Source organism: Streptomyces sp. NA04227 (assembly GCF_013364195.1).
Classification (GTDB): domain Bacteria; phylum Actinomycetota; class Actinomycetes; order Streptomycetales; family Streptomycetaceae; genus Streptomyces.
This window is the reverse complement of the sequence record NZ_CP054918.1, coordinates 7,247,056-7,270,964: the sequence shown is the minus strand read 5'-3', so window position 1 is coordinate 7,270,964 and position 23,909 is coordinate 7,247,056. Positions and strand designations below refer to the sequence as shown.

General features: G+C 70.1%; 1 protein-coding gene. It reads right to left on the bottom strand.

Features of this window, described 5'->3' with window-relative positions; translation table 11 throughout:
- Positions 1–12 precede the first annotated feature (12 nt).
- Entirely contained in the window at positions 13–23,805 is a 23,793-nt protein-coding gene (locus tag HUT18_RS34050) for a type I polyketide synthase (RefSeq protein ID WP_254878881.1), read from the bottom strand.
- Positions 23,806–23,909: the final 104 nt, after the last annotated feature.

Sequence of the window (23,909 nt, the reverse complement as noted above, 5' to 3'; positions counted from 1 at the left end):
GCCGGTCCTCGGTCACTGCCGCAGCCACCGCCGGGTGGCCTCGGCGGTCTCGGCGGCCGCTGCCTCGATCAGCCCGAAGTGGTCGGCGGCGAGCCGTACTTCGGAGTCGGCGATGTTCCAGGACGGCCAGTCGCGCTCGTCCAGCGGCACATCGGCACGGATCATCAGGCTCCGGGCGTCGATCCGGGGCGGGTTGTGCTCGGCGAGCAGGCGCATATAGGCGCCCATGGTCAGCCAGGCCGCGTCCGGGACCGGCCCGGTCCGGTCCTCCCGGCCGAGGATCTGCGCCATCACCGAGCTGAAGACGCTGTTGGTCTGCTCCTCGGTGTCCGACATGGGGGTGTCGATCATGACCACGCCCACGGGCTTCACGCCCCGCGCCTCGAAGAGGGCGGCGAGGGAGTGCGCGAGCACGCCACCGGTCGAGTAGCCGACCAGGACGAACGGCGCGTCGCCGACCGCGCGGGCGATCGACTCGGCCAGGACCTCGATCACCGCGTCCCAGGAGCCGGGCGCCGGTTCGTCGTCCCGGTAGCCGGGCAGCGAGCAGGCGTACACGTCCCGCTCACCGGCGAAGCCGTCGGCGAACCGCATGAACTGGTGCGGGCTGGAGCCGACCACGAAGGACGGCACGCAGACGAGCTTCGTCCGCTCCTGGCCCGAGGCCAGTTGTACGACGAACTCCTCACCGGCCAGGTCCGCGGCCGCGGCGAAGGCGGGCCGGAACCGGGCCGCCCCGGTCAGCAGCGGCACGGCCTCGGCAACCGAGCCCGCCTCGTGCGCGTGGCGCAGCAGCGCACCGAGCGTGCCGCTGTCCGGCGTGCTCGGGGCCGCGGGCGCCGCGGTCTGTTCGGCCTCGCCCACCTCGCTGAGCAGCAGGTTCGCGATGGCCGCCGGGGTCGGGTGGTCAAAGACCAGCGTGGTGGGCAGCCGCAGTCCGGTGGACTGGGTCAGCCGGTTGCGCAGTTCGACCGCGCCGAGCGAGTCGATACCGGCCTCCCGGAACGCCTGCTCCGGATCCACCGCGGATCCCGAGGCGTGGCCGAGCACCGCGGCGACCTGGGACACGACGAGTTCGCGCACCACCGTCTCGCGCTCACCCTCCGGCACACCCACGAGCCGCTGCGCCAGTGAACCGCCACCGGCACCGCCCGCCTGCCGCGCCTGCGCCCGCACCAGACCACGGAACAACGCGGGCAACATGCCCACTCGCGCCTGCGCCCGCAGCGCGGCCGGATCGAGGAGCACGGGCACCAGCACCGCCTCGTCCAACTGCCGTGCCTGATCGAAGAGTTCAAGGCCCAGCTCGGTCGGCAGCGGGCCGACACCCATCCTGGCGAGTCGGGCCAGCTCGGTCTCGTCGAGCTCGCCCGCCATGCCACCGGCGTTCGCCCACAGGCCCCACGCGAGCGACGTGGCGGGCAGTCCCTCGGCCCGGCGGGCGGCGGCGAGTGCATCCAAGAAGGCGTTCGCGGCCGCGTAGTTGCCCTGACCCGGGCTGCCGATCAGCGCGGCGACCGAGGAGAAGAGCACGAAGGCCGACAGCTCCATGTCCGCCGTGAGTTCGTGCAGATGGACCGCCGCGTCCAGCTTCGGACGCATCACCCGCTCGAACTGCTCCGGCGTCAGCGAGTCGATCACACCGTCGTCAAGGACACCGGCCGCGTGCACCACGGCACTCAGCGGGTGCTCCAACGAGCCGATCAGCGCGGCGAGTTGCTCCCGGTCGGACACATCGCAGGCGACCGCCCGAGCGTCGGCACCCAACTCGCCCAGTTCCGCGAGCAGTTCCGGTACGCCCGCCGCGGCAGGCCCCCGACGGCTGACAAGCACCAGGCGCTTGGCCCCGTGCTCGCGTACGAAGTGCTCCGCGAACGAGGCGCCCAGACCACCGGTACCACCGGTGATCAGTACGGTGCCCTCCGGGTCCAGCGGCGCCGGAACGGTCAGTACGACCTTGCCGACGTTGCGGCCCTCGCGCAGGAACCGGAACGCGTCCGCGCCCCGGCGCACATCCCAGCTCCGGATCGGCGAGTGCGTCAGCACCCCCTTGGCGAACAGCGCGACCAGGTCGCGCAGCATCTCCTGGATCCGGTCCGGTCCGGCCTCCAGCAGATCGAAGGAGATGTAGCGGACACCGGCGCGGACCGAGGCCACCGCTTCGGGGTCGCGGATGTCGGCCTTGCCCATTTCGAGGAACCGGCCACCGCGCGGCAGCAGATCCATCGACGCGTCGATGAACTCACCGGCCAGCGCGTTCAGTACGACATCGACACCCGCGCCGTCCGTCGCCCGGAGGAACTCCTCCCGGAACCGCAGATCACGCGACGAGGCGATCCGATCGTCGGGGACACCGTGTCCCCGCACCGCGTCCCACTTCGGCGCACTCGCCGTCGCGAAGACCTCGGCACCGAAGTGCCGCGCCAGCTGCACCGCGGCGGAGCCCACGCCACCGGCCGCGGCATGCACCAACAGCCGCTCGCCGGACCGTACGTCGGCCAGATCGGTCAGCGCGTAGTAGGCGGTCAGGAAGACCAGCGGCATGGCCGCGGCCTCGGTGAACGACCAGCCCTCCGGCATCGGCACGATCATCCGGTGGTCGGTGATCCCGACCGGGCCGAACGGGTCCATCAGCAGACCCATCACACGGTCGCCGGGCACGAGGCCGGTCACCTCGGAGCCGACCTCGAGGACCACACCGGCCGCCTCACTGCCGAGCGGCGCCTCGCCCGGGTAGGTGCCAAGGGCGATCAGCACGTCCCGGAAGTTCAGACCGGCCGCCCGGATACCGACCCGCACCTCCAGCGGGTCGAGCGGGCGCTCGGCGTCGGACGGCAGCAGCGCGAGCCCGTCCAGCGAGCCCTTGTGCTCGATCCCCAGTCGCCAGGCGCGTCCGGTCGGCTGCGCCTTCGTCCGGGCGAGTCGCGGTACGAGCAACTCACCGTTTCGGATGGCGATTTGGGGTTCGTCCAGGCTGATCACGGTGGACCAGTCCGGCATGGCCTCGGCGTCACCGTCGACGTCGACCAGGAGGAAGCGGTCCGGGTGTTCGGACTGGGCGCTGCGCACCAGACCCCACACCGGGGCCTGCACCAGATCCGGCACCTGCTCGCCTTCGACGGCGATCGCATTGCGGGTCACGACCATCAGCCGCGCCCCGGCCAGCGCCTCACCAGCCAGCCACCGCTGCAACAACTCCAGCGTGCCGATGGACAGAGCACGGGCCGCAGACGGCACCTCACCCTGTACGGCCGACTCGGACTCGACCGCTACGGCCACGACCTCCGGCACCGCAGCACCCTCGGCCACCGCACGCTCCAAGGCCGCCAGATCCGCGAACCGCTCACCCGGCACCGGGCAGCCGCCCAGCACGGCCACCGACGCCTCTGCCGGTGCCGGGGTCTCGGTGAGTACGGTCCAGTCCAGACGGAACAGAGCGTTCCGGTTCTGTCCGCCGCCCTGCGCGCGCTCCAACTGCGCCTGGTCGACGGGGCGTACGGACAAGCTGTCCACCGCGACGATCAGGGCGCCGTGCTCGTCGACCACGTCGACCCGCATCGCGGAACCCTCGGCGCGGCCGATCCGGGCCCGCACCCGCGATCCGGCACCGTGTCCGAGCCGCACACCGGACCACGAGAACGGCAGATCCACACCGGAGGCCACGTCCTTCTCCAGCAGCCCGCCGTGCAGCACCGCGTCGAACAGGGCGGGGTGCACGCCGAAGCTCTCGGCGCCCACCTCGGCGTCCTCGGGCAGGACCACCTCGGCATACAGGTCCTCGTCGACCCGCCAGGCCGCACGCAGCCCCTGGAACACCGGCCCGTACTCGTAGCCGCTCTCGGCGAGCCGCGGGTACAGCGTGTCGACGGACAGCGGCGTCGCGGCCGCGGGCGGCCAAGCGGCCGGGAACGGTGTGGCCGGGTCGGCCTTCGTCCGCAGCCAGCCACGCGCGTGGCAGACCGCAGTTTGCTCAGCCGCTTCCTCGGCACTCTCCGCCCGCGAGTACACGACCACCTCCCGGCGCCCGTCCGCGTCCTCGGCACCGACGGTCACCTGAACCTGCCGCGTGACGTTCGCGGCCAGGATCAGCGGCGCCTGAAGCACCAGTTCGTCCACCACCGGGCAGTCGCTCAACCGCCCTGCGGTCAGGGCCAGTTCGACCAGCGCGGTGCCCGGCACGATCACCGTTCCGAGCACGGCGTGGTCCCGCACCCACGGCGCGGAGTCCTGGGACAGACGCCCCGTGAAGACCCACTCGTTACGGTCGCCCACGGGCACCGCCGCGCTGAGGATCGGGTGATCGACACCCGTGAGGCCGGATGCCGACGGGTCACCGGAGCCGGTGGTGGGGGCCAGCCAGTAGCGGTCTCGCTGGAAGGCGTAGGTGGGCAGGTCGACGGGCTGGGCGCCCGAACCGGCGTAGAACGCCTGCCAGTTGAGGGGGATGCCTGCGACGTGGGCTTGGCCGAGGAAGGCTGCGAAAGCTTCCGGTTCGGAGGTACGGGCACGCAGGGACGGTACGAAGACCGTGTCCTGGCCGTCCGTATCGACGTCGAGGGTCTGCTGGGCCATCGCGGTGAGTACCGCGTCGGGGCCGACCTCGACGAACCGGGTTACACCCAGGTCCGACAGGGTGCTGATGCCGTCTGCGAAGCGGACTGCCTCGCGGACGTGACGCACCCAGTACGAGGGGTGTGTCAGCTCGGAGGTCACCACACCGCCGGTCAGGTTCGACACCACGGCGACCTGCGGCTCGTGGAACGTCAACTGCTCGGCTATGGACCTGAATTCGTCGAGCATCGGCTCCATCAGCGGCGAGTGGAAGGCGTGACTCACCCGCAAGCGGGTCGTCTTACGACCCTGCTCCTGCCAGAACGGCAGCCACTCCTCAATCGCGTCCAGCTCGCCCGAAACAACCATCGCCGTAGGCCCGTTGACCGCAGCGACCGACAGACGACCCTCGAAGTCAGCGAGCGAGACGGTTACTTCGGCCTCCGTTGCCTGAACGGCGACCATTCCGCCACCCTCGGGCAGCGCACCCATCAAGCGGCCACGAGCCGCCACCAACGAGCAGGCGTCCTCCAGCGACAGCACCCCAGCCACATGCGCACAGGCCAACTCGCCCACCGAATGCCCGATCAGCACATCCGGCTTCACACCGAGGGACTCCAGGAGCCGGAACAGAGCCACCTCGACCGCGAACAACGCAGCCTGAGTGAACTCCGTACGGTCCAACAACACAGCCTCCTCCGAGCCCTTGGCCGCGAACAACAACTCCTTCAACGACCGGCCAAGATGCGCGTCGAGCTGACCACACACCTCGCCCAGGGCCTCGGCGAACACCGGATAGGACGCCGCCAACTCAGCGCCCATCCCTGCCCGTTGAGCACCCTGACCCGTAAACAGGAAGCCCGTCTTACCCGCGACCAGCCCGGCCGTCGGCAGCTGCTCCGTCAGTGCGGCCAGCCCCGTCAACAGACTCTCCCGATCAGCGGCCACCACAGCCGCCCGCTGATCGAACTGCGCCCTCGCCGCAACCGCCGAGAACGCGACGTCCACCAGGTCGAGCTCGGGATGGGCCAGCAGGTGCGACCGGAGCCGCTCGGCCTGCCCCGCCAGAGCTTCAGTGCTCTTGCCGGAAACGACCACCGGCACCACGGCCGGACGAGTCACCGGCGCCACTTCGGCGGCGGCCTCAACGGGCGGCGCGCCCTCGATGATGACGTGCGCGTTGGTCCCGCTCACACCGAAGGACGAGACACCGGCACGGCGCGGCCGCTCACCCGAGACGGGCCACTCAGCAGCCTCGGTCAGGAGCTCGACTTCACCCCCGGCCCAATCGATGTGCGGCGAAGGCTCGTCCACGTTCAGGGTCTGCGGCAGCACACCGTGCCGCATCGCCATCACCATCTTGATCACACCGGCGACACCCGCCGCAGCAGACGTATGACCGATGTTCGACTTGATCGACCCGAGCCTCAGCGGGCCGTGCTCGCGCTCCTGGCCGTACGTGGCAAGGAGGGCCTGGGCCTCGATCGGGTCACCCAGGCGTGTGCCCGTTCCGTGCCCCTCGACCGCGTCCACATCGGACGGCGCCAATCCCGCACTTGCCAGCGCCTGCCGGATCACCCGTTCCTGCGACGGACCGTTGGGCGCGGTCAGACCGTTGCTCGCACCGTCCTGGTTAACGGCGCTGCCCCGGATCAGGCCAAGCACCCGGTGACCGTTGCGGCGAGCGTCCGACAACCGCTCGACCACGAGCAGACCCAGACCATCGGAGAAGCCGGTGCCATCCGCGCCCGCCGCATACGACTTGCAGCGGCCATCGGCGGCCAACCCCCGCTGACGGCTGAACTCCTGCAACAGGAACGGACTCGACATCACGGTCACACCGCCGACGAGCGCCATCGAGCACTCGCCCGACCGCAGCGCCTGCGACGCCAAGTGCATCGCCACCAGCGACGACGAACACGCCGTATCCACCGACACCGCAGGCCCTTCCAGACCCAGGCTGTAGGCGATCCGACCCGACACCACACTCGCGGTCGTGCCGGTCAGCCGGAAGCCCTCCAGCTCCGGCGGCGTGGCGACTCCGTAGTCGGAGGAGACGACGCCGGTGAACACACCGGTGTCGGAGCCGCGCAACGTGGCCGGGTCGATTCCGGCGTTCTCCAGCGCCTCCCAGGACGCTTCGAGCAGCAGCCGCTGCTGCGGGTCCATGCCCAAGGCCTCACGCGGACTCACACCGAAGAACCCGGCATCGAAGTCACCGGGGTTCTCCAGGAACCCACCGCCGCTCGTGTAGACCTTGCCCGTCTGCTCGGGGTCCGGGTCGTAGAGCCGCTCCAGATCCCAACCACGATCCGTCGGCAGACCCGAGATCGCATCCCGACCCTCCGCCACCAACTGCCACAGTTCCTCGGGCGAGGTCACCCCACCCGGATAACGGCAGGCCATACCCACGATCGCCAGCGGCTCATCCGCCTTCGGGCGCCTGCGCGGCGTGCGTACCGGAGCCGCAACCGGCTCCACCGCGCCCACCTCACTCAGCATGAAGCGACCGATCGCCGCCGGAGTCGGGTGGTCGAACACCAACGTGGACGGCAGTCGCAGTCCGGTGGACTGGGTCAGCCGGTTCCGGAGTTCGACCGCGCCCAGGGAGTCGATGCCCGCGTCCCGGAACGCCCGCTCCGGATCCACCGCCGACGCCGACGCGTGTCCGAGGACCGCCGCGACCTGCGTCACGACGAGTTCGCGCACCACCTGCTCGCGCTCGCCCTCCGGCACTCCCGCGAGCCGCTGCGCGAGGGAACCGCCGCCGGCCCCGCCCGCCTGCCGGGCCTGCGCACGCACCAGCCCACGGAACAGCGGCGGCAACATGCCGACTCGTGCCTGGGCGCGCAGCGCACCCAGATCAAGGAGTACGGGCACCAGCAGTGCCCGGTCCAACTGCCTTGCCTGGTCGAAGAGTTCAAGGCCGAGCTCGGTGGGCAGGGCACCGGTGCCCATGCGCTCCAGACGGGCGATCTCCGCCTCGTCAAGTCCCCCGGCCATGCCACCGGCGTTCGCCCACAAGCCCCACGCCAGCGAGGTGGCGGGCAGACCCTCGGCCCGGCGAGCGGCGGCGAGCGCGTCCAGGAACGCGTTCGCCGCAGCGTAGTTGCCCTGACCCGGGCTACCAATCAACGCAGCAACGGACGAGAACAGCACGAACGCGGACAGGTTCATGTCCGCCGTCAGCTCATGCAGATGAAGCGCCGCGTCCAGCTTCGGACGCATCACCCGCTCAACCTGCTCCGGCGTCAGCGAATCGATCACACCGTCATCAAGCACACCCGCCGCATGCACCACAGCCGTCAGCGGACGCTCCAACGAACCGATCAGAGAGGCGAGTTGGTCACGGTCGGACACATCACACGCAGCCACGCGAACCTCGGCGCCCAACGCCTCCAGCCCGGCCACCAACTCGCCCACACCCTCAGCCGCCGCACCACGACGACTCACCAACACCAGACGCTTCGCCCCGTACTCACGCACAAAGTGCTCCGCGAACGACGCACCCAGACCACCCGTACCACCAGTGATCAACACCGAACCGTCCGGGTCGAGCGGTGCCGGAACGGTCAGTACGACCTTGCCGACGTTGCGGCCCTCGCGCAGGAACCGGAACGCATCAGCACCGCGGCGCACATCCCAGCTCCGGATCGGCGCATGGCGCAGTACACCTTGCTCGAACAGTGCCACGATCTCGCACAGCATCTCCTGGAGCCGCTCGGGCCCGGCCTCGAACAGGTCGTACGCCTGATAGCCGACTCCGGCGTGCGCACTCTCGACGCCTGCCGCCTCGCGGATGTCGGCCTTGCCCATCTCGAGGAACCGGCCGCCGCGCGGCAGCAGGTCGAGGGAGGCGTCGATGAATTCACCGGCCAGTGCGTTCAGTACGACGTCGACACCGCCGCCGTCCGTCGCCTCCAGGAACTTGTCCCGGAAGGACAGGTCGCGGGACGAGGCGATACGTGCCTCGGCGATGCCGGAGGCCGTCAGCGTGTCCCACTTCGCGGGGCTCGCCGTGGCGAAGACCTCCGCCCCGAGGTGCTGGGCCAGTTGGACCGCGGCCGTGCCGACACCACCGGCGGCGGCGTGTACCAACAACCTTTCGCCGCGCCGCAGTTGGGCCAGATCGACCAGTCCGTAGTACGCGGTGAGGAAGACCACCGGAACCGAGGCGGCCTGGGAGAAGGACCAGCCCGAGGGCATCGGCACGATCATGCGCCGGTCGGCGACCGTCACCGGCCCGAAGGCGTCCGCCATGAGGCCCATGACCTGCTGCCCGGGGGCCAGGTCCGTCACCTCGGGGCCGACTTCGAGGACCACACCGGCCGCCTCGGTTCCCAGTGGCACATCGCCCGGGTACAGGCCGAGGGCGATCAGTACGTCCCGGAAGTTCAGGCCCGCCGCCCGCACGCCGATGCGTACCTCACCCGCCTGGAGCGACCGGCCCGCGTCGGAGGGAAGAAGAGCGAGGCTGTCGAGCGAGCCCTTCCGCTCGGTCCCGAGCTGCCAGAGGTCCGAAGCGGGAGGCTGTGCCTTCGTCCGGCCGAGTCGCGGTACGAGCAACTCACCGTTCCGGATGGCGACTTGGGGTTCGTCCAGGCCGATCACCGTGGACCAGTCCGGCAGCGCGTCCGCGTCACCGTCCAGGTCCGCATCCACGTCCACCAACAAGAACCGACCGGGGTGTTCCGACTGGGCGCTACGCACCAGACCCCACACCGGAGCCTGCACCAGATCCGGAACCCGCTCACCTTCGACGGCGATCGCGTTACGGGTCACGACCATCAACCGCGCCCCGGCCAGCACCTCACCGGCCAACCACCGCTGCAACAACTCCAGCGTGCCGGTCGACAGAGCACGGGCCGCAGACGGCACATCGCCCTGCGCCGTCGACTCAGACTCGACCGCGACGGCCACGACCTCCGGCACCGCAGCGCCCTCGGCCACCGCACGCTCCAAGGCCGCCAGATCCGCGAACCGCTCACCCGGCACCGGGCAGCCGCCCAGTACGGCGACCCGGGTTGAGCCACCCGGCTGGCCGGTCACCGGAGTCCAGTCGACCTGGTAGAGCGAACTCGGCGTCTGCTTCGCGCCCTGGAGCTGGCTCTGGTCGACGGGGCGGAAGGCCAGCTTGGCCACGCTCGCGACCGGGACGCCGTCCTCACTCGCGATGTCGATCCGCAGCGCGGACGCTCCGGCCGAGCCGATCCTGACCCGGACGCGGGCCGGGCCGGACTGCTGCCCGAACTGGACGCCGGACCAGGAGAACGGGAGTCCCGCCGACGTGCCGTCGCCGGAGTCCAGCCAGTCGAGGCCGCCGTGCAGGGAGGCGTCGAACAGGGCCGGGTGGAGAGCGAAACCGGCTGCGGCGTCGGCATGGTCGTCCGGCAGCGCCACCTCGGCGTACACGGTGTCCTCGTCGCGCCAGGCCGCCCGAACGCCTTGGAAAGCCGGGCCGTAGTCGAACCCGATGTCGGTGACCCGGGCGTAGATCGCGTCCACCTCGACGGGGTCCGCGTCCGCCGGGGGCCACTGCTCGGTCCACGCCGCGGTGGCTTCCGCCGTCGCGACGAGGGTGCCGCGCGCGTGGCAGGTGGCCTCCTGCCCGGTGTCGTCGTCGCCCTTCGCCTCGGGCCGCGAGTACAGGGCCACCTCGCGGCGGCCCTCCTCGTCCGGTTCACCCACCTTGACCTGTACGTGCACGGAGGCGATCTCGTCCAGGATCAGCGGCGCTTCGAGCACCAGCTCTTCGACCACCGCACTGCCCGCCTGCCGCCCCGCGGCGCCCGCCAACTCGACCAGCGCGGTACCGGGGACGATCACCGACCCGAGCACCACGTGATCCCGCACCCAGGGCGCCGAGTCCAGGGACAGGCGCCCCGTGAAAAGCCACTCGTCGCGGTCGCCCACCGGCACCGCCGCGCTGAGAATCGGGTGGTCGATACGAGTCAGACCAGATGCCGACGGGTCACCGGTTCCGGCACCCGGCGCGATCCAGTAGCGGTCTCGCTGGAAGGCGTAGGTGGGCAGTTCGATGCGCTGGGCACCCGAACCGGCGTAGAACGCCTGCCAGTTGATGGGCAGACCTGCGATGTGGGCCTGGCCGAGGAAGGTTGCGAAGGCTTCCGGTTCGGGGGTACGGGCACGCAGGGTCGGTACGAAGACGGCGTCTTGGTCGTCGGTGTCGATGTCGAGGGTCTGCTGGGCCATCGCGGTGAGCACGGCGTCGGGGCCGACCTCGATGAAGCGGGTCACGCCCAGGTCCGACAGGGTGCTGATGCCGTCGGCGAAACGGACGGCATCACGGACGTGACGAACCCAGTACGACGGGTCGGTCAGTTCCGACGTCACCACACCACCGGTCAGGTTCGACACCACGGCGATCCGCGGTTCGCTGAACGTCAACTGCTCGGCGACGGTACGGAATTCGTCGAGCATCGGTTCCATCAGCGGCGAGTGGAAGGCGTGGCTCACCCGCAGGCGGGTCGTCTTGCGACCCTGCTCCTGCCAGAACGGCAGCCACTCCTCAATCGCGGTCAGCTCGCCCGAAACCACGATCGCCGTAGGTCCGTTGACCGCAGCGACCGACAGGCGACCTTCGAAGTCGTCCAGCGAGGCGATGACTTCGGCCTCAGCTGCCTGGACGGCGACCATTCCGCCGCCCGCAGGAAGGGCGCCCATCAAGCGGCCACGCGCCGCCACCAGGGCACACGCGTCCTCCAGCGACAGCACCCCGGCGACATGCGCACAGGCCAACTCGCCCACCGAATGGCCGATCAGCACATCCGGCTTCACGCCCAAGGACTCAAGCAGCCGGAACAGAGCCACCTCAACGGCGAACAACGCCGCCTGCGTGAACTCCGTACGGTCCAGCAGAGCTGCCTCATCCGCGCCCTTGGCCGCGAACAGCAAGTCCTTGAGCGACCGGCCAAGGTGCGAGTCGAAGTGAGCACACACCTCATCCAGAGCCTCAGCGAACACCGGGTAAGCCGCCGCCAACCCAGCGCCCATTCCCGCCCGTTGAGCACCCTGGCCAGTGAAGAGGAACCCGGTCTTACCCGCGACCAGACCAGCGCCCGGCACCTGCCCAGCCAACGCGGCCAGCCCCGACAACAGGCTCTCCCGGTCAGCGGCCACCACAGCCGCCCGCTGATCGAACTGCGCCCTCGCCGCAACCGCCGAGAACGCCACATCCACAAGACCAAGCTCAGGCCGCGCGAGCAGATGCGACCGCAGCCGCTCCGCCTGCCCCGCCAAAGCCTCGGCGCTCTTGGCCGACAGCACCACCGGCACCACCGCCGGGCTGCCGATCGACGCCACGTCTGCGTCCGGTACCTGCCCCGTCGTCGTACCGCCGACAGCCGGCTCCGCTACCGGCGCCTCCTCCAGGATCAGGTGGGCGTTGGTCCCGCTCACGCCGAAGGACGAGACACCCGCGCGGCGCGGCCGCTCACCCGACAGGGGCCACTCGGCCGCCTCCGTCAGAAGCTCGACCTCGCCCGTGTCCCACTCGATGTGCGGCGAGGGCTCATCCACGTTCAGCGTCTGCGGCAGCACGCCGTGCCGCATCGCCATCACCATCTTGATCACACCCGCAACACCAGCCGCAGCCGACGTATGACCAATGTTCGACTTGATCGACCCCAGCCTCAGCGGACGACCATCCACCCGCTCCTGCCCGTAAGTCGCCAGCAGCGCCTGAGCCTCGATCGGGTCACCCAGGCGCGTGCCCGTTCCGTGGCCCTCGACCGCGTCCACATCCGCCGGACTCAGACCGGCGTTCTCCAACGCCTGCCGAATCACCCGCTCCTGCGACGGACCATTCGGCGCGGTCAGACCGTTACTCGCACCGTCCTGGTTGACCGCGCTGCCCCGGATCACACCCAGGATCTGGTGACCGTTGCGCTGCGCGTCCGACAACCGCTCGACGACGATCAGGCCGAGGCCGTCGGAGAAGCCGGTGCCGTCCGCGCCCGCCGCGTACGACTTGCATCGCCCGTCCGGGGCGAGGCCCCGCTGGCGGCTGAACTCGATGAGGAGGGTGGGGCCCGCCATGACCGTCACGCCGCCGACGAGTGCCATGGAGCACTCACCGGAGCGCAGTGCCTGCGAGGCCAGGTGCATAGCGACAAGGGACGACGAGCACGCCGTGTCCACGGACACCGCGGGCCCTTCCAGGCCCAGGGTGTAGGCAACGCGGCCGGAGACGACGCTGGTTGTGCCGCCGGTCAGACGGAAGCCCTCGACCTCCGGCAGGGAACCGGCCGGGGTCGCGGCGTAGTCGGAGGGGCCCACGCCGCAGAAGACGCCGGTGTCGGTGCCGCGCAGCGTGGCCGGGTCGATTCCGGCGTTCTCCAAGGCCTCCCAGGACGCTTCGAGGAGCAGTCGCTGCTGCGGGTCCATGCCCAAGGCCTCACGCGGGCTGATGCCGAAGAAGCCCGCGTCGAAGTCGGTGGCGCCTTGCAGGAATCCGCCGCCGCGTGCGTAGACGGTTCCGAGCCGCTCGGGGTCCGGGTCGTAGAGCCGCTCCAGATCCCAACCACGATCCGTCGGCAGACCCGAGATCGCATCCCGACCCTCCGCCACCAACCGCCACAAGTCATCCGGCGAAGACACCCCACCCGGATACCGGCACGCCATACCCACAATCGCCAGTGGCTCATCCGCCTTCGGACGCCGACGCCGCGAACGAACCGGAGCCACAACCGGCTCCACCGCACCCACTTCGCTAAGCAACAACCGCGCCACCGCCGACGAGGTCGGATGGTCGAACACCAACGTGGACGGCAACCGCACTCCACTGGCCTGGGTCAGCCGGTTACGAAGCTCCACCGCACCCAGCGAGTCGAACCCAAGATCCTTGAACGCCCGCTCCGGATCCACCGCCGACGCCGACGCATGCCCAAGCACCGCAGCAACCTGACCACGTACAAGGTCGAGAGCAACCCGCTCCCGCTCCCCCGGCGCGACCTCGGCCAACTCCCGCGCCAACGAACCACCCGCACCACCACGCCGCGCAGGCACCCGCACCAACCCACGGAACAACGCAGGCAACAACCCAGCCTTCGCCTGACCACGCAACACACCCGGATCCAACAACACCGGCGCCACCAACGCCTCACCCAGACCCACACCACGATCGAACAACTCAAGACCGAGGTCGGTGGTCAGGGCACCGGTGCCCATGCGCTCCAGACGGGCGATCTCCGCTTCGCCCAACTCGCCAGCCATGCCACCGGCGTTCGCCCACAAGCCCCACGCCAGCGAGGTGGCGGGCAGACCCTCCGCCCGGCGGGCTGCGGCGAGCGCGTCCAGGAACGCGTTCGCCGCAGCGTAGTTGCCCTGACCCGGGCTACCAATCAGCGCAGCGACGGAGGAGAACAGTACGAACGCGGACAGGTCCATGTCCGCCGTCAGCTCATGCAGATGAAGCGCCGCGTCCAGCTTCGGACGCATCACCCGCTCAACCTGCTCCGGCGTCAGCGAATCAATCACACCGTCATCAAGCACACCCGCCGCATGCACCACAGCCGTCAGCGGACACTCCAACGAACCGATCAAAGACGCGAGTTGGTCACGGTCGGACACATCACACGCCGCAACCCGAACCTCGGCGCCCAACGCCTCCAGCCCGGCCACCAACTCGCCCACACCCTCAGCCGCCGCACCACGACGACTCACCAACACCAGACGCTTCGCCCCGTACTCACGCACGAAGTGCTCCGCGAACGACGCACCCAGACCACCCGTACCACCAGTGATCAGTACGGTGCCCTCCGGGTCGAGTGCCACGCGCTCGGCGTCGACCTGGCCGACCCGGCTCATGCGCGGCGTGACCAGGCGTCCGGCGCGTAGGGCCAGCTGCGGTTCGTCGGCGGCGAGGACCGTGTCCCAGTCGGGCAGTTCGTCACCGTCGACGTCGACCAGGAGGAAGCGGTCCGGGTGTTCGGACTGCGCGCTGCGCACCAGACCCCAGACCGGGGCCTGCGCGAGATCCGGCGCCTGTTCGCCGACCGCGACCGCGTTCCGCGTCACCACCGCGAGTCGGGTCCCGGCGAGCCGCTCGTCGGCCAGCCAGCGCTGGAGCAGGCGCAGGGTGTCCACGGTCAGCTCGTGGGCGGCGGCCGCCCCGGTGCGCTGTCCGGCGTCCTTGATCACGGCGACGGCCAGGTTCGGCGCGGTCGCCCCGTCGGCCAGGGCCTGGTCCGGTACGGCATCCACGTCACGTACGTCGTCGAGCAGGACGACCGAGGCGTTCTCGCCGCCGGACTCGGCCGCGACCTCGTGCCAGTCGACACGGAACAACGCGTCGTTGTGATCCCGGCCGGCGCCCTTCAGCTGCGACTGCTCGACGGTACGGAACGCCAACTGCTCGACGTGGGCAACGAATTCACCCTGCTCCGAGGCGATGTCCACACTCAGCGACGAGTCGCCGCCCGAGGCGATCCGGACCCGTACGCGTGCCTGACCGCCCAGTCCGAACCGGACGCCGGACCAGGAGAACGGGAGCCGTGCCGAACCGTCGCCCAGGTCGAGCCAGTCGAGCCCGCCGTGCAGGGAGGCGTCGAACAGGGCCGGGTGGATACCGAATCCCTTGGCCGTGTCCGCGTCCGTGTCCGGCAGCGCGACCTCGGCGAGGACCTCGTCGCCGTCACGCCAGGCGGCCTGTACGCCCTGGAAGGCGGGGCCGTAGTCGAAGCCGATCTCGGCCAGGCGTGCGTAGAGCACATCCACGGAGACCGGTTCGGCGTCCACCGGCGGCCACTGGGACGGCAGCCACGAGACGTCGGTGGGCGATTCGTCCTGCGCGAGGAGGCCGCGCGCGTGGCAGGTCCCCTCGTACTGTCCGCTCTCCGGCTGCGAGTAGATCGCGACCGGACGCCGGCCGTCCTCGTCCGCTTCGCCGATCGTCACCTGGACGCGGACCTCGGTGTTCTCGTCCAGGATCAGCGGCGCTTCGAGCACCAGCTCCTCGACCACCGGCACGCCCGCTTCCCGACCTGCCGCACCGACGATCTCGACCAGCGCGGTACCCGGGACGACGATCCTGCCCAGCACTCCGTGATCCTGGGTCCACGGCGCCGTCTCCTGGGACAGCCGCCCCGTGAACAGCCACTCGTCGCGGTCACCGACCCGCACGCCACCCACGAGAACGGGGTGGTCGATACGGCCGAGACCTGCGGCGGCCGGGTCTCCGGCAGCCGCGCTGGGGGCAAGCCAGTAGCGCTCACGTTGGAAGGCGTAGGTGGGCAGTTCGATGCGCTGGGCACCCGAACCGGCGTAGAACGCCTGCCAGTTGACGGGCAGACCTGCGACGTGGGCCTGACCGAGGAAGGCTGCGAAGGCTTCCGGTTCGGGGGTACGGGCACGCAGGGTCGGTACGAAGACCGCGTCCTGGTCGTCCGTGTCGAGAGTCTGCTGAGCCATCGCGGTGAGTACCGCGTCGGGGCCGACCTCTACGAAGCGGGTCACGCCTTCGGCGGCGAGTGTACGGATGCCGTCGGCGAAGCGGACCGCCTCGCGAACGTGACGCACCCAGTACGACGGGTCGGTCAGCTCGGACGAGACCACGCCGCCGGTCAGGTTCGACACCACGGCGATCCGCGGTTCGCTGAACGTCAACTGCTCGGCGATGGCCCGGAATTCGTCGAGCATCGGTTCCATCAGCGGGGAGTGGAAGGCGTGGCTCACCCGCAGGCGGGTTGTCTTGCGACCCTGCTCCTGCCAGAACGGCAGCCACTCCTCAATCGCGGTCAGCTCACCCGAAACCACCATCGCCGTAGGCCCGTTGACCGCAGCGACCGACAGACGCCCCTCGAACCCGGCCAGCGAGGCGGCGACTTCAGCCTCCGTCGCCTGGACCGCGACCATGCCGCCGCCCTCGGGCAGCGCACCCATCAACCGGCCACGAGCCGCCGCCAACGAGCAGGCGTCCTCCAGCGACAGCACCCCGGCCACATGCGCACAGGCCAACTCGCCCACCGAATGGCCGATCAGGACGTCCGGCTTCACACCCAGGGATTCCAGCAGGCGGAAGAGGGCCACCTCGACCGCGAACAACGCAGCCTGAGTGAACTCCGTACGGTCCAGCAGAGCTGCCTCGTCCGAGCCCTTGGCCGCGAACAGCAAGTCCTTGAGCGACCGGCCAAGGTGCGAGTCGAAGTGAGCACACACCTCGTCCAAGGCCTGGGCGAACACCGGATAGGCCGCCGCCAACTCAGCGCCCATTCCCGCCCGTTGAGCACCCTGACCAGTGAAGAGGAAGCCGGTCTTACCTGCGACCAGACCAGCGCTCGGCACCTGCCCCGACAGCACGGCCAGCCCCGCCAGCAGCTCATCCCGGTCCGCCGCAGTGACGACGGCGCGCTCGTCGAACTGCGCCCTCGCCGTCACCGCCGAGAACGCCACATCGACCACATCAAGCTCAGGGCGGGCGACCAGGTACGACCGCAGCCGCTCCGCCTGACCCGCCAAAGCCTCGGCACTCTTACCCGAGACGACTACCGGCACAACCGACGGACGAACCACCGGCACAACCTCGGCCACCGGCTCGACCGCCGGCGCGCCCTCGATGATGACGTGCGCGTTGGTCCCGCTCACACCGAAGGACGAGACACCGGCACGACGCGGCCGCTCACCGGAGACAGGCCACTCAGCCGCCTCGGTCAGCAGCTCGACCTCGCCCCCGGCCCAATCGATGTGCGGCGAAGGCTCGTCCACGTTCAGGGTCTGCGGCAGCACACCGTGCCGCATCGCCATCACCATCTTGATCACACCGGCGACACCCGCCGCAGCCGACGAGTGACCGATGTTCGACTTGATCGACCCCAGCTTCAGCGGGCCGTGCTCGCGCTCCTGGCCGTACGTGGCCAACAGGGCCTGGGCCTCAATGGGGTCACCGAGCTTCGTACCGGTGCCGTGGCCCTCGACCGCGTCCACATCCGCCGGACTCAGACCCGCGTTCTCCAACGCCTGCCGGATCACCCGCTCCTGCGACGGACCATTCGGAGCCGTCAACCCATTGCTGGCACCGTCCTGGTTGACCGCGCTGCCCCGGATCACACCCAGAACCTGGTGACCGTTGCGGCGAGCATCCGACAACCGCTCGACCACGAGCAGACCCAGACCATCGGAGAAGCCGGTGCCATCCGCGCCCGCCGCGTAGGACTTGCAGCGACCATCGGCGGCCAAGCCCCGCTGACGGCTGAACTCCTGCAACAGGAACGGATCTGACATGACCGTCACGCCGCCGACGAGCGCCATCGAGCACTCGCCCGACCGCAACGCCTGCGACGCCAGATGCATCGCGACAAGGGACGACGAACACGCCGTATCCACCGACACCGCAGGCCCTTCCAGACCCAAGGTGTAGGCAACGCGGCCGGAGACGACACTCGTCGTTGTGCCGGTGAGGCGGAAGCCCTCCAGCTCCGGCGGTGCGGAGACTCCGTAGTCGGAGGAGACGACGCCGGTGAAGACGCCGGTGTCGGTGCCGCGCAGGGACGTCGGGTCGATTCCGGCGTTCTCCAGCGCCTCCCAGGACGCTTCGAGCAGCAGACGCTGCTGCGGGTCCATGCCCAGCGCCTCACGCGGACTCACACCGAAGAACCCGGCATCGAAGTCACCGGGGTTCTCCAGGAACCCGCCACCGCTGGCGTACACCGTGCCGGTCTGCTCGGGGTCCGGGTCGTAGAGCCGCTCCAGATCCCAACCACGATCCGTCGGCAGACCCGAGATCGCATCCCGACCCTCCGCCACCAACCGCCACAAGTCATCCGGCGAGGACACCCCACCCGGATAACGGCACGCCATACCCACAATCGCCAGTGGCTCATCCGCCTTCGGACGCTGACGCCGCGAACGAACCGGAGCCACAACCGGCTCCACCGCACCCACTTCGCTAAGCAGCAACCGCGCCACCGCCGACGAGGTTGGGTGGTCGAACACCAACGTGGACGGCAACCGCACGCCACTGGCCTGGGTCAGCCGGTTACGAAGCTCCACCGCACCCAGCGAGTCGAACCCAAGATCCTTGAACGCCCGCTCCGGATCCACCGCCGACGCCGACGCATGCCCAAGCACCGCAGCAACCTGACCACGCACCAGATCAAGAGCAACCCGCTCCCGCTCCCCCGGCGCGACCTCGGCCAACTCCCGCGCCAACGAACCACCCGCACCACCACGCCGCGCAGGCACCCGCACCAACCCACGGAACAACGCAGGCAACAACCCAGCCTTCGCCTGACCACGCAACACACCCGGATCCAACAACACCGGCGCCACCAACGCCTCACCCAGACCCACACCACGATCGAACAACTCAAGACCGAGGTCTGTCGGGAGTGCGCCGACGCCTTGGCGGGCCAGTCGGGCCAGTTCGGCTTCGTCGAGGGTGCCGGTCATCCCGGTCTCGTTCGCCCACAGGCCCCACGCCAGCGACGTGGCAGGCAGACCCTCCGCCCGGCGACCCGCGGCGAGCGCGTCGAGGAACGCGTTCGCGGCCGCGTAGTTGGCCTGACCGGAGCTGCCGACGAGGGCGGCGACCGAGGAGAACAGGACGAAGGCCGACAGGTCCATGTCCGCTGTCAGCTCGTGCAGATGGACCGCCGCGTCCAGCTTCGGTCGCATGACTCGCTGCAACTGCTCGGGCGTCAGCGAGCCGATCACACCGTCGTCGATCACACCGGCCGCATGCACCACCGCACTGAGCGGACGCTCCAACGAGCCGATCAGGGAAGCGAGTTGATCGCGGTCGGACACATCACACGCCGCGACCCGAACCTCGGCGCCCAGCGCCTCCAGCCCGGCCACCAACTCGCCCACACCCTCAGCCGCCGCACCACGACGGCTTACCAGCAGCACCTCCCGCGACCGGTGCGACTCGACGAGGTGCCGCGCCACCAGGGCGCCCAGCCCACCCGTACCGCCGGTGATCAGGACCGGCCCGTCGGAGAACTCCGCGCGGGGCGGCGGGGTGCCCATCCGGCCCAGTCGCGGCGCGAGCAGGCGACCGCCACGTATCGCGAACTGCGGCTCGTCGGCGGCGACCAGCGCGGACCAGTCCGGGTCGCCTGCTTCGGCCGTTTCGGCCGTTTCGGCCGTTTCGGCTGTTCCTGCTGCTTCGACTGCTGCGGCTGCGGCGCCGGAGGTGTCAGCTTCGATACCCGTGTCGAGGTCGACCAGGACGAACCGGCCGGGGTGCTCCGACTGGGCACTGCGTACGAGGCCCCACACCGGTGCGACGGACAGTTCCGGTGCCTCGTCGCCCACCGCGACACCGCGCCGGGTGGCCAACACCAGGCGGGCGCCGGCCAGTTCGTCACTTGCCAGCCACTCCTGCACCAGTGCGAGCGTGCGCTCGGCGACGTGGTGCGCGGCCGTCGTCACGGGGTCGACCGAGCCCTCGATCCTCGCGACGACGACGTCCGGCGCCGCCGCGCCCTCGGCGACGGCGTGCCTGAGCGCGGCCAGGTCGGCGTACCCGCCCGGGCGGCCGAGAACTTCGACGGCCGTCGGCTCGGTGCCGGGCTCCGCCGGGACCTCCACCCAGTCGAGGCGGAACAGCGCGTTCTGGGTGCCGCGCTGGGCGCCCGCGAGCTGCTCCTCGCCGACGGGGCGTACGGCGATGGAGCTGACCGAGACCACCTCGGCACCGGACTCGTCGACCGCGTCCAGCCGCAGCGCGGACTCTCCTGTCGCCACCGCGCGTACGCGCAGCCGGGTGGCGCCCCGGCTCGCGAGCCGCGCGCCCGACCAGCTGAACGGCATCTTGCGCTCGCCGTTCTCGTCGCCGAGCAGCAGGACCGCGGCACCGCTCTGCAGCGCCGCGTCGAACAGCGCCGGGTGAATGCCGAAGCCCGTGGCGGCCGTCTCGTCGGGCAGTTCGACCTCGGCGTACACGTCGGAGCCGTCTCGCCACAGCGCGCGCAGGCCCTGGAAGACGGGACCGTAGTCGTAGCCGATGTCGGACAGGCGGGCATACGCGTCCTCGACCGCGACCGCTTCCGCCTCGCTCGGCGGCCATTCGGCGGGCCAGTCCGCGGTCGGCTCGGCATCGGCGGCGAGCGAGCCCCGGGCGTGGCAGATCGCCTCGCGGACGGCCTCGCCGTCGCCCTCGGGACGGGTGTAGATCGCGACGGAACGACGGCCGTCCTCGTCGGCTTCGCCGACCATCACCTGTACCTGGACCGGCGCGTTCTCCGCGAGGATCAGCGGCGCTTCCAGCACCAGCTCCTCGACCACCGGCGTGCCCGCCAACCGCCCTGCGGCCAGGGCCAGTTCGATGTGCGAGGTGCCCGGCACCACCATGTTGCCGAGCAGCACGTGCTCGGCCGTCCACGGGTGCGACTCGGTCGACAGACGGCCGGTGAAGACCCACTCGTCACGGTCGCCGACGGGCACCGCCGCACTCAGGACCGGGTGATCTATACGTCCGAGGCCTGCCGCGGCCGGGTCACCGTTACCGACACCCGGCGTCATCCAGTAGCGCTCACGCTGGAAGGCGTACGTGGGCAGTTCTACGCGCTGGGCGCCCGAACCGGCGTAGAACGTCTCCCAGTTGACGGGAAGGCCAGCGGCGTGGGCTTGGCCGAGGAAGGTTGCGAAGGCTTCCGGTTCGGGGGTACGGGCACGCAAGGCCGGTACGAACACGGCGTCCTGGTCGTCCGTGTCCACGGTCTGCTGGGCCATCGCGGTAAGCACCGCATCCGGGCCGACCTCCACGAACCGGGTCACGCCAAGATCCGACAGGGTACGGACGCCGTCGGCGAAGCGGACCGCCTCGCGAACGTGACGCACCCAGTACGACGGGTCGGTCAGCTCGGACGAGACCACGCCGCCGGTCAGGTTCGACACCACGGCGATCTGCGGCTCGTGGAACGTCAACCCCGCGGCGACGGTACGGAAATCGTCAAGCATCGGCTCCATGAGCGGCGAGTGGAAGGCGTGACTCACCCGCAAACGGGTCGTCTTACGACCCTGCTCCTGCCAGAACGGCAGCCACTCCTCAAGCGCGCCCAGCTCGCCCGAAACCACGATCGCCGTAGGTCCGTTGACCGCAGCGACCGACAGGCGACCCTCGAAGTCGGCCAGCGAGGCGATGACTTCGGCCTCAGTTGCCTGGACCGCGACCATTCCGCCACCCTCGGGCAGCGCACCCATCAACCGGCCACGCGCCGCCACCAAGGCACACGCGTCCTCCAGGGACAAGACCCCGGCGACATGCACACAGGCCAACTCGCCCACCGAATGCCCGATCAGCACATCCGGCTTCACACCCAGGGACTCAAGCAGCCGGAACAGCGCCACCTCAACCGCGAACAACGCAGCCTGAGTGAACTCCGTACGGTCCAACAAAGCTGCCTCATCCGAGCCCTTGGCCGCGAACAACAACTCCTTCAACGACCGGCCAAGGTGCGAATCGAGCTGACCACACACCTCATCCAAAGCCCCGGCGAACACCGGATAGGCAGCCGCCAACCCGGCACCCATCCCCGCCCGCTGCGCACCCTGCCCCGTAAACAGGAAACCGGTCTTACCCGCGACCAGACCAGCGCCCGGCACCTGCCCCGCAAGTGCAGCCAGTCCGGACAGCAGGCTCTCCCGGTCGGACGCCACCACAGCCGCCCGCCGCTCGAACTGCGCCCTCGCCGCAACCGCCGAGAACGCCACATCCACCACATCGAGCTCAGGCCGTGCCAGCACATGCGACCGCAGCCGCTCCGCCTGACCCGCCAAAGCCTCGGCACTCTTGGCCGACAGCACCACCGGCACCACCGCCGGACGGCTCCCCGACGCCACCGTGGCCGTCGCCACCGTGGCCGTCGGCGCAGTGGCCGTGCCCTCCTCGGAGTCGGCGGCGGACTCGTCGGTCGGCGCCTCCTCCAGGATCAGGTGGGCGTTGGTCCCGCTGATGCCGAAGGACGAGACACCGGCGCGGCGCGGCCGATCGGCCGTCGCGGGCCAGTCGGCGGCCTCCGTCAGGAGCTCGACCTCGCCCGCGGTCCAGTCGATGTGCGGCGAGGGCTCGTCGACGTTCAGGGTCTGCGGCAGCACACCGTGCCGCATCGCCATCACCATCTTGATCACACCAGCAACACCAGCCGCAGCCGACGTATGACCAATGTTCGACTTGATGGACCCAAGCCTCAGCGGACGACCATCCACCCGCTCCTGACCGTAAGTCGCCAGCAGCGCCTGAGCCTCGATCGGGTCACCAAGACGCGTACCCGTCCCGTGCCCCTCCACCGCATCCACATCAGACGGCGCCAGCCCCGCACTCGCCAACGCCTGCCGAATCACCCGCTCCTGCGAGGGGCCGTTCGGCGCCGTCAGACCGTTACTCGCACCATCCTGGTTAACGGCACTGCCCCGGATCACACCCAGAATCCGGTGACCGTTGCGGCGCGCCTCCGACAACCGCTCCAGAACAACCAGACCCGCACCATCCGAGAACCCGGTCCCGTCCGCACCAGCCGCATACGGCTTGCAGCGACCATCAGCCGCCAACCCCCGCTGACGGCTGAACTCCTGAAGGAGGAAGGGACCCGCGAGTACGGTGACGCCGCCGACGAGCGCCAGTGAGCACTCGCCGGAACGCAGTGCCTGCGAGGCCAGGTGCATGGCGACCAGGGACGACGAACAGGCCGTGTCCACCGTGACGGCAGGGCCCTCGAAACCGAAGCTGTAGGCGACCCGGCCGGACACCACGCTGGACGCGGTGCCCGCCATACGGAAGCCCTCCAGCTCGGGCTGGGCCGTGCTTCCGTAGTCGGACAGGACCGCACCGGCGAAGACGCCGGTGTCGCTGCCGCGCAGGGACGTCGGGTCGATTCCGGCGTCCTCGAGTGCCTCCCACGAGGCTTCGAGCAGCAGTCGCTGCATCGGGTCGATGGCCGTTGCCTCGCGCGGGCTGATGCCGAAGAACTCGGCGTCGAAGTCGCCGACGCCGTCGATGAAGCCGCCGCCGCTCGCGTAGACCTTGCCGGTCTGCTCGGGGTCCGGGTCGTAGAGCCGCTCCAGGTCCCAGCCACGGTCGGTCGGCAGCGCCGAGATGGCGTCCCGGCCCTCCGCCACCAGCTGCCACAGAGCGTCCGGCGAGGTGGCGCCGCCCGCGTAGCGGCAGCTCATGCCCACGATCGCGATGGGTTCGGTGGCCTGGGCCAGCAGCCTTCGGTTCTGCTGGCGCAGGCGCTCCGTCTCCTTGAGCGACTTGCGCAGCGCGTCGACGAGCTCGTTCTGGTTGGCGGACATCGCCTTGGTTCCCCCGTTCGGCCGCTTGCGGCGGCCGTGTTCTCAAGTGTCTTTCCGTCGGATGTCTCTCATCGCGTCCGCGCGGCGGACGGGATGCCGGACCT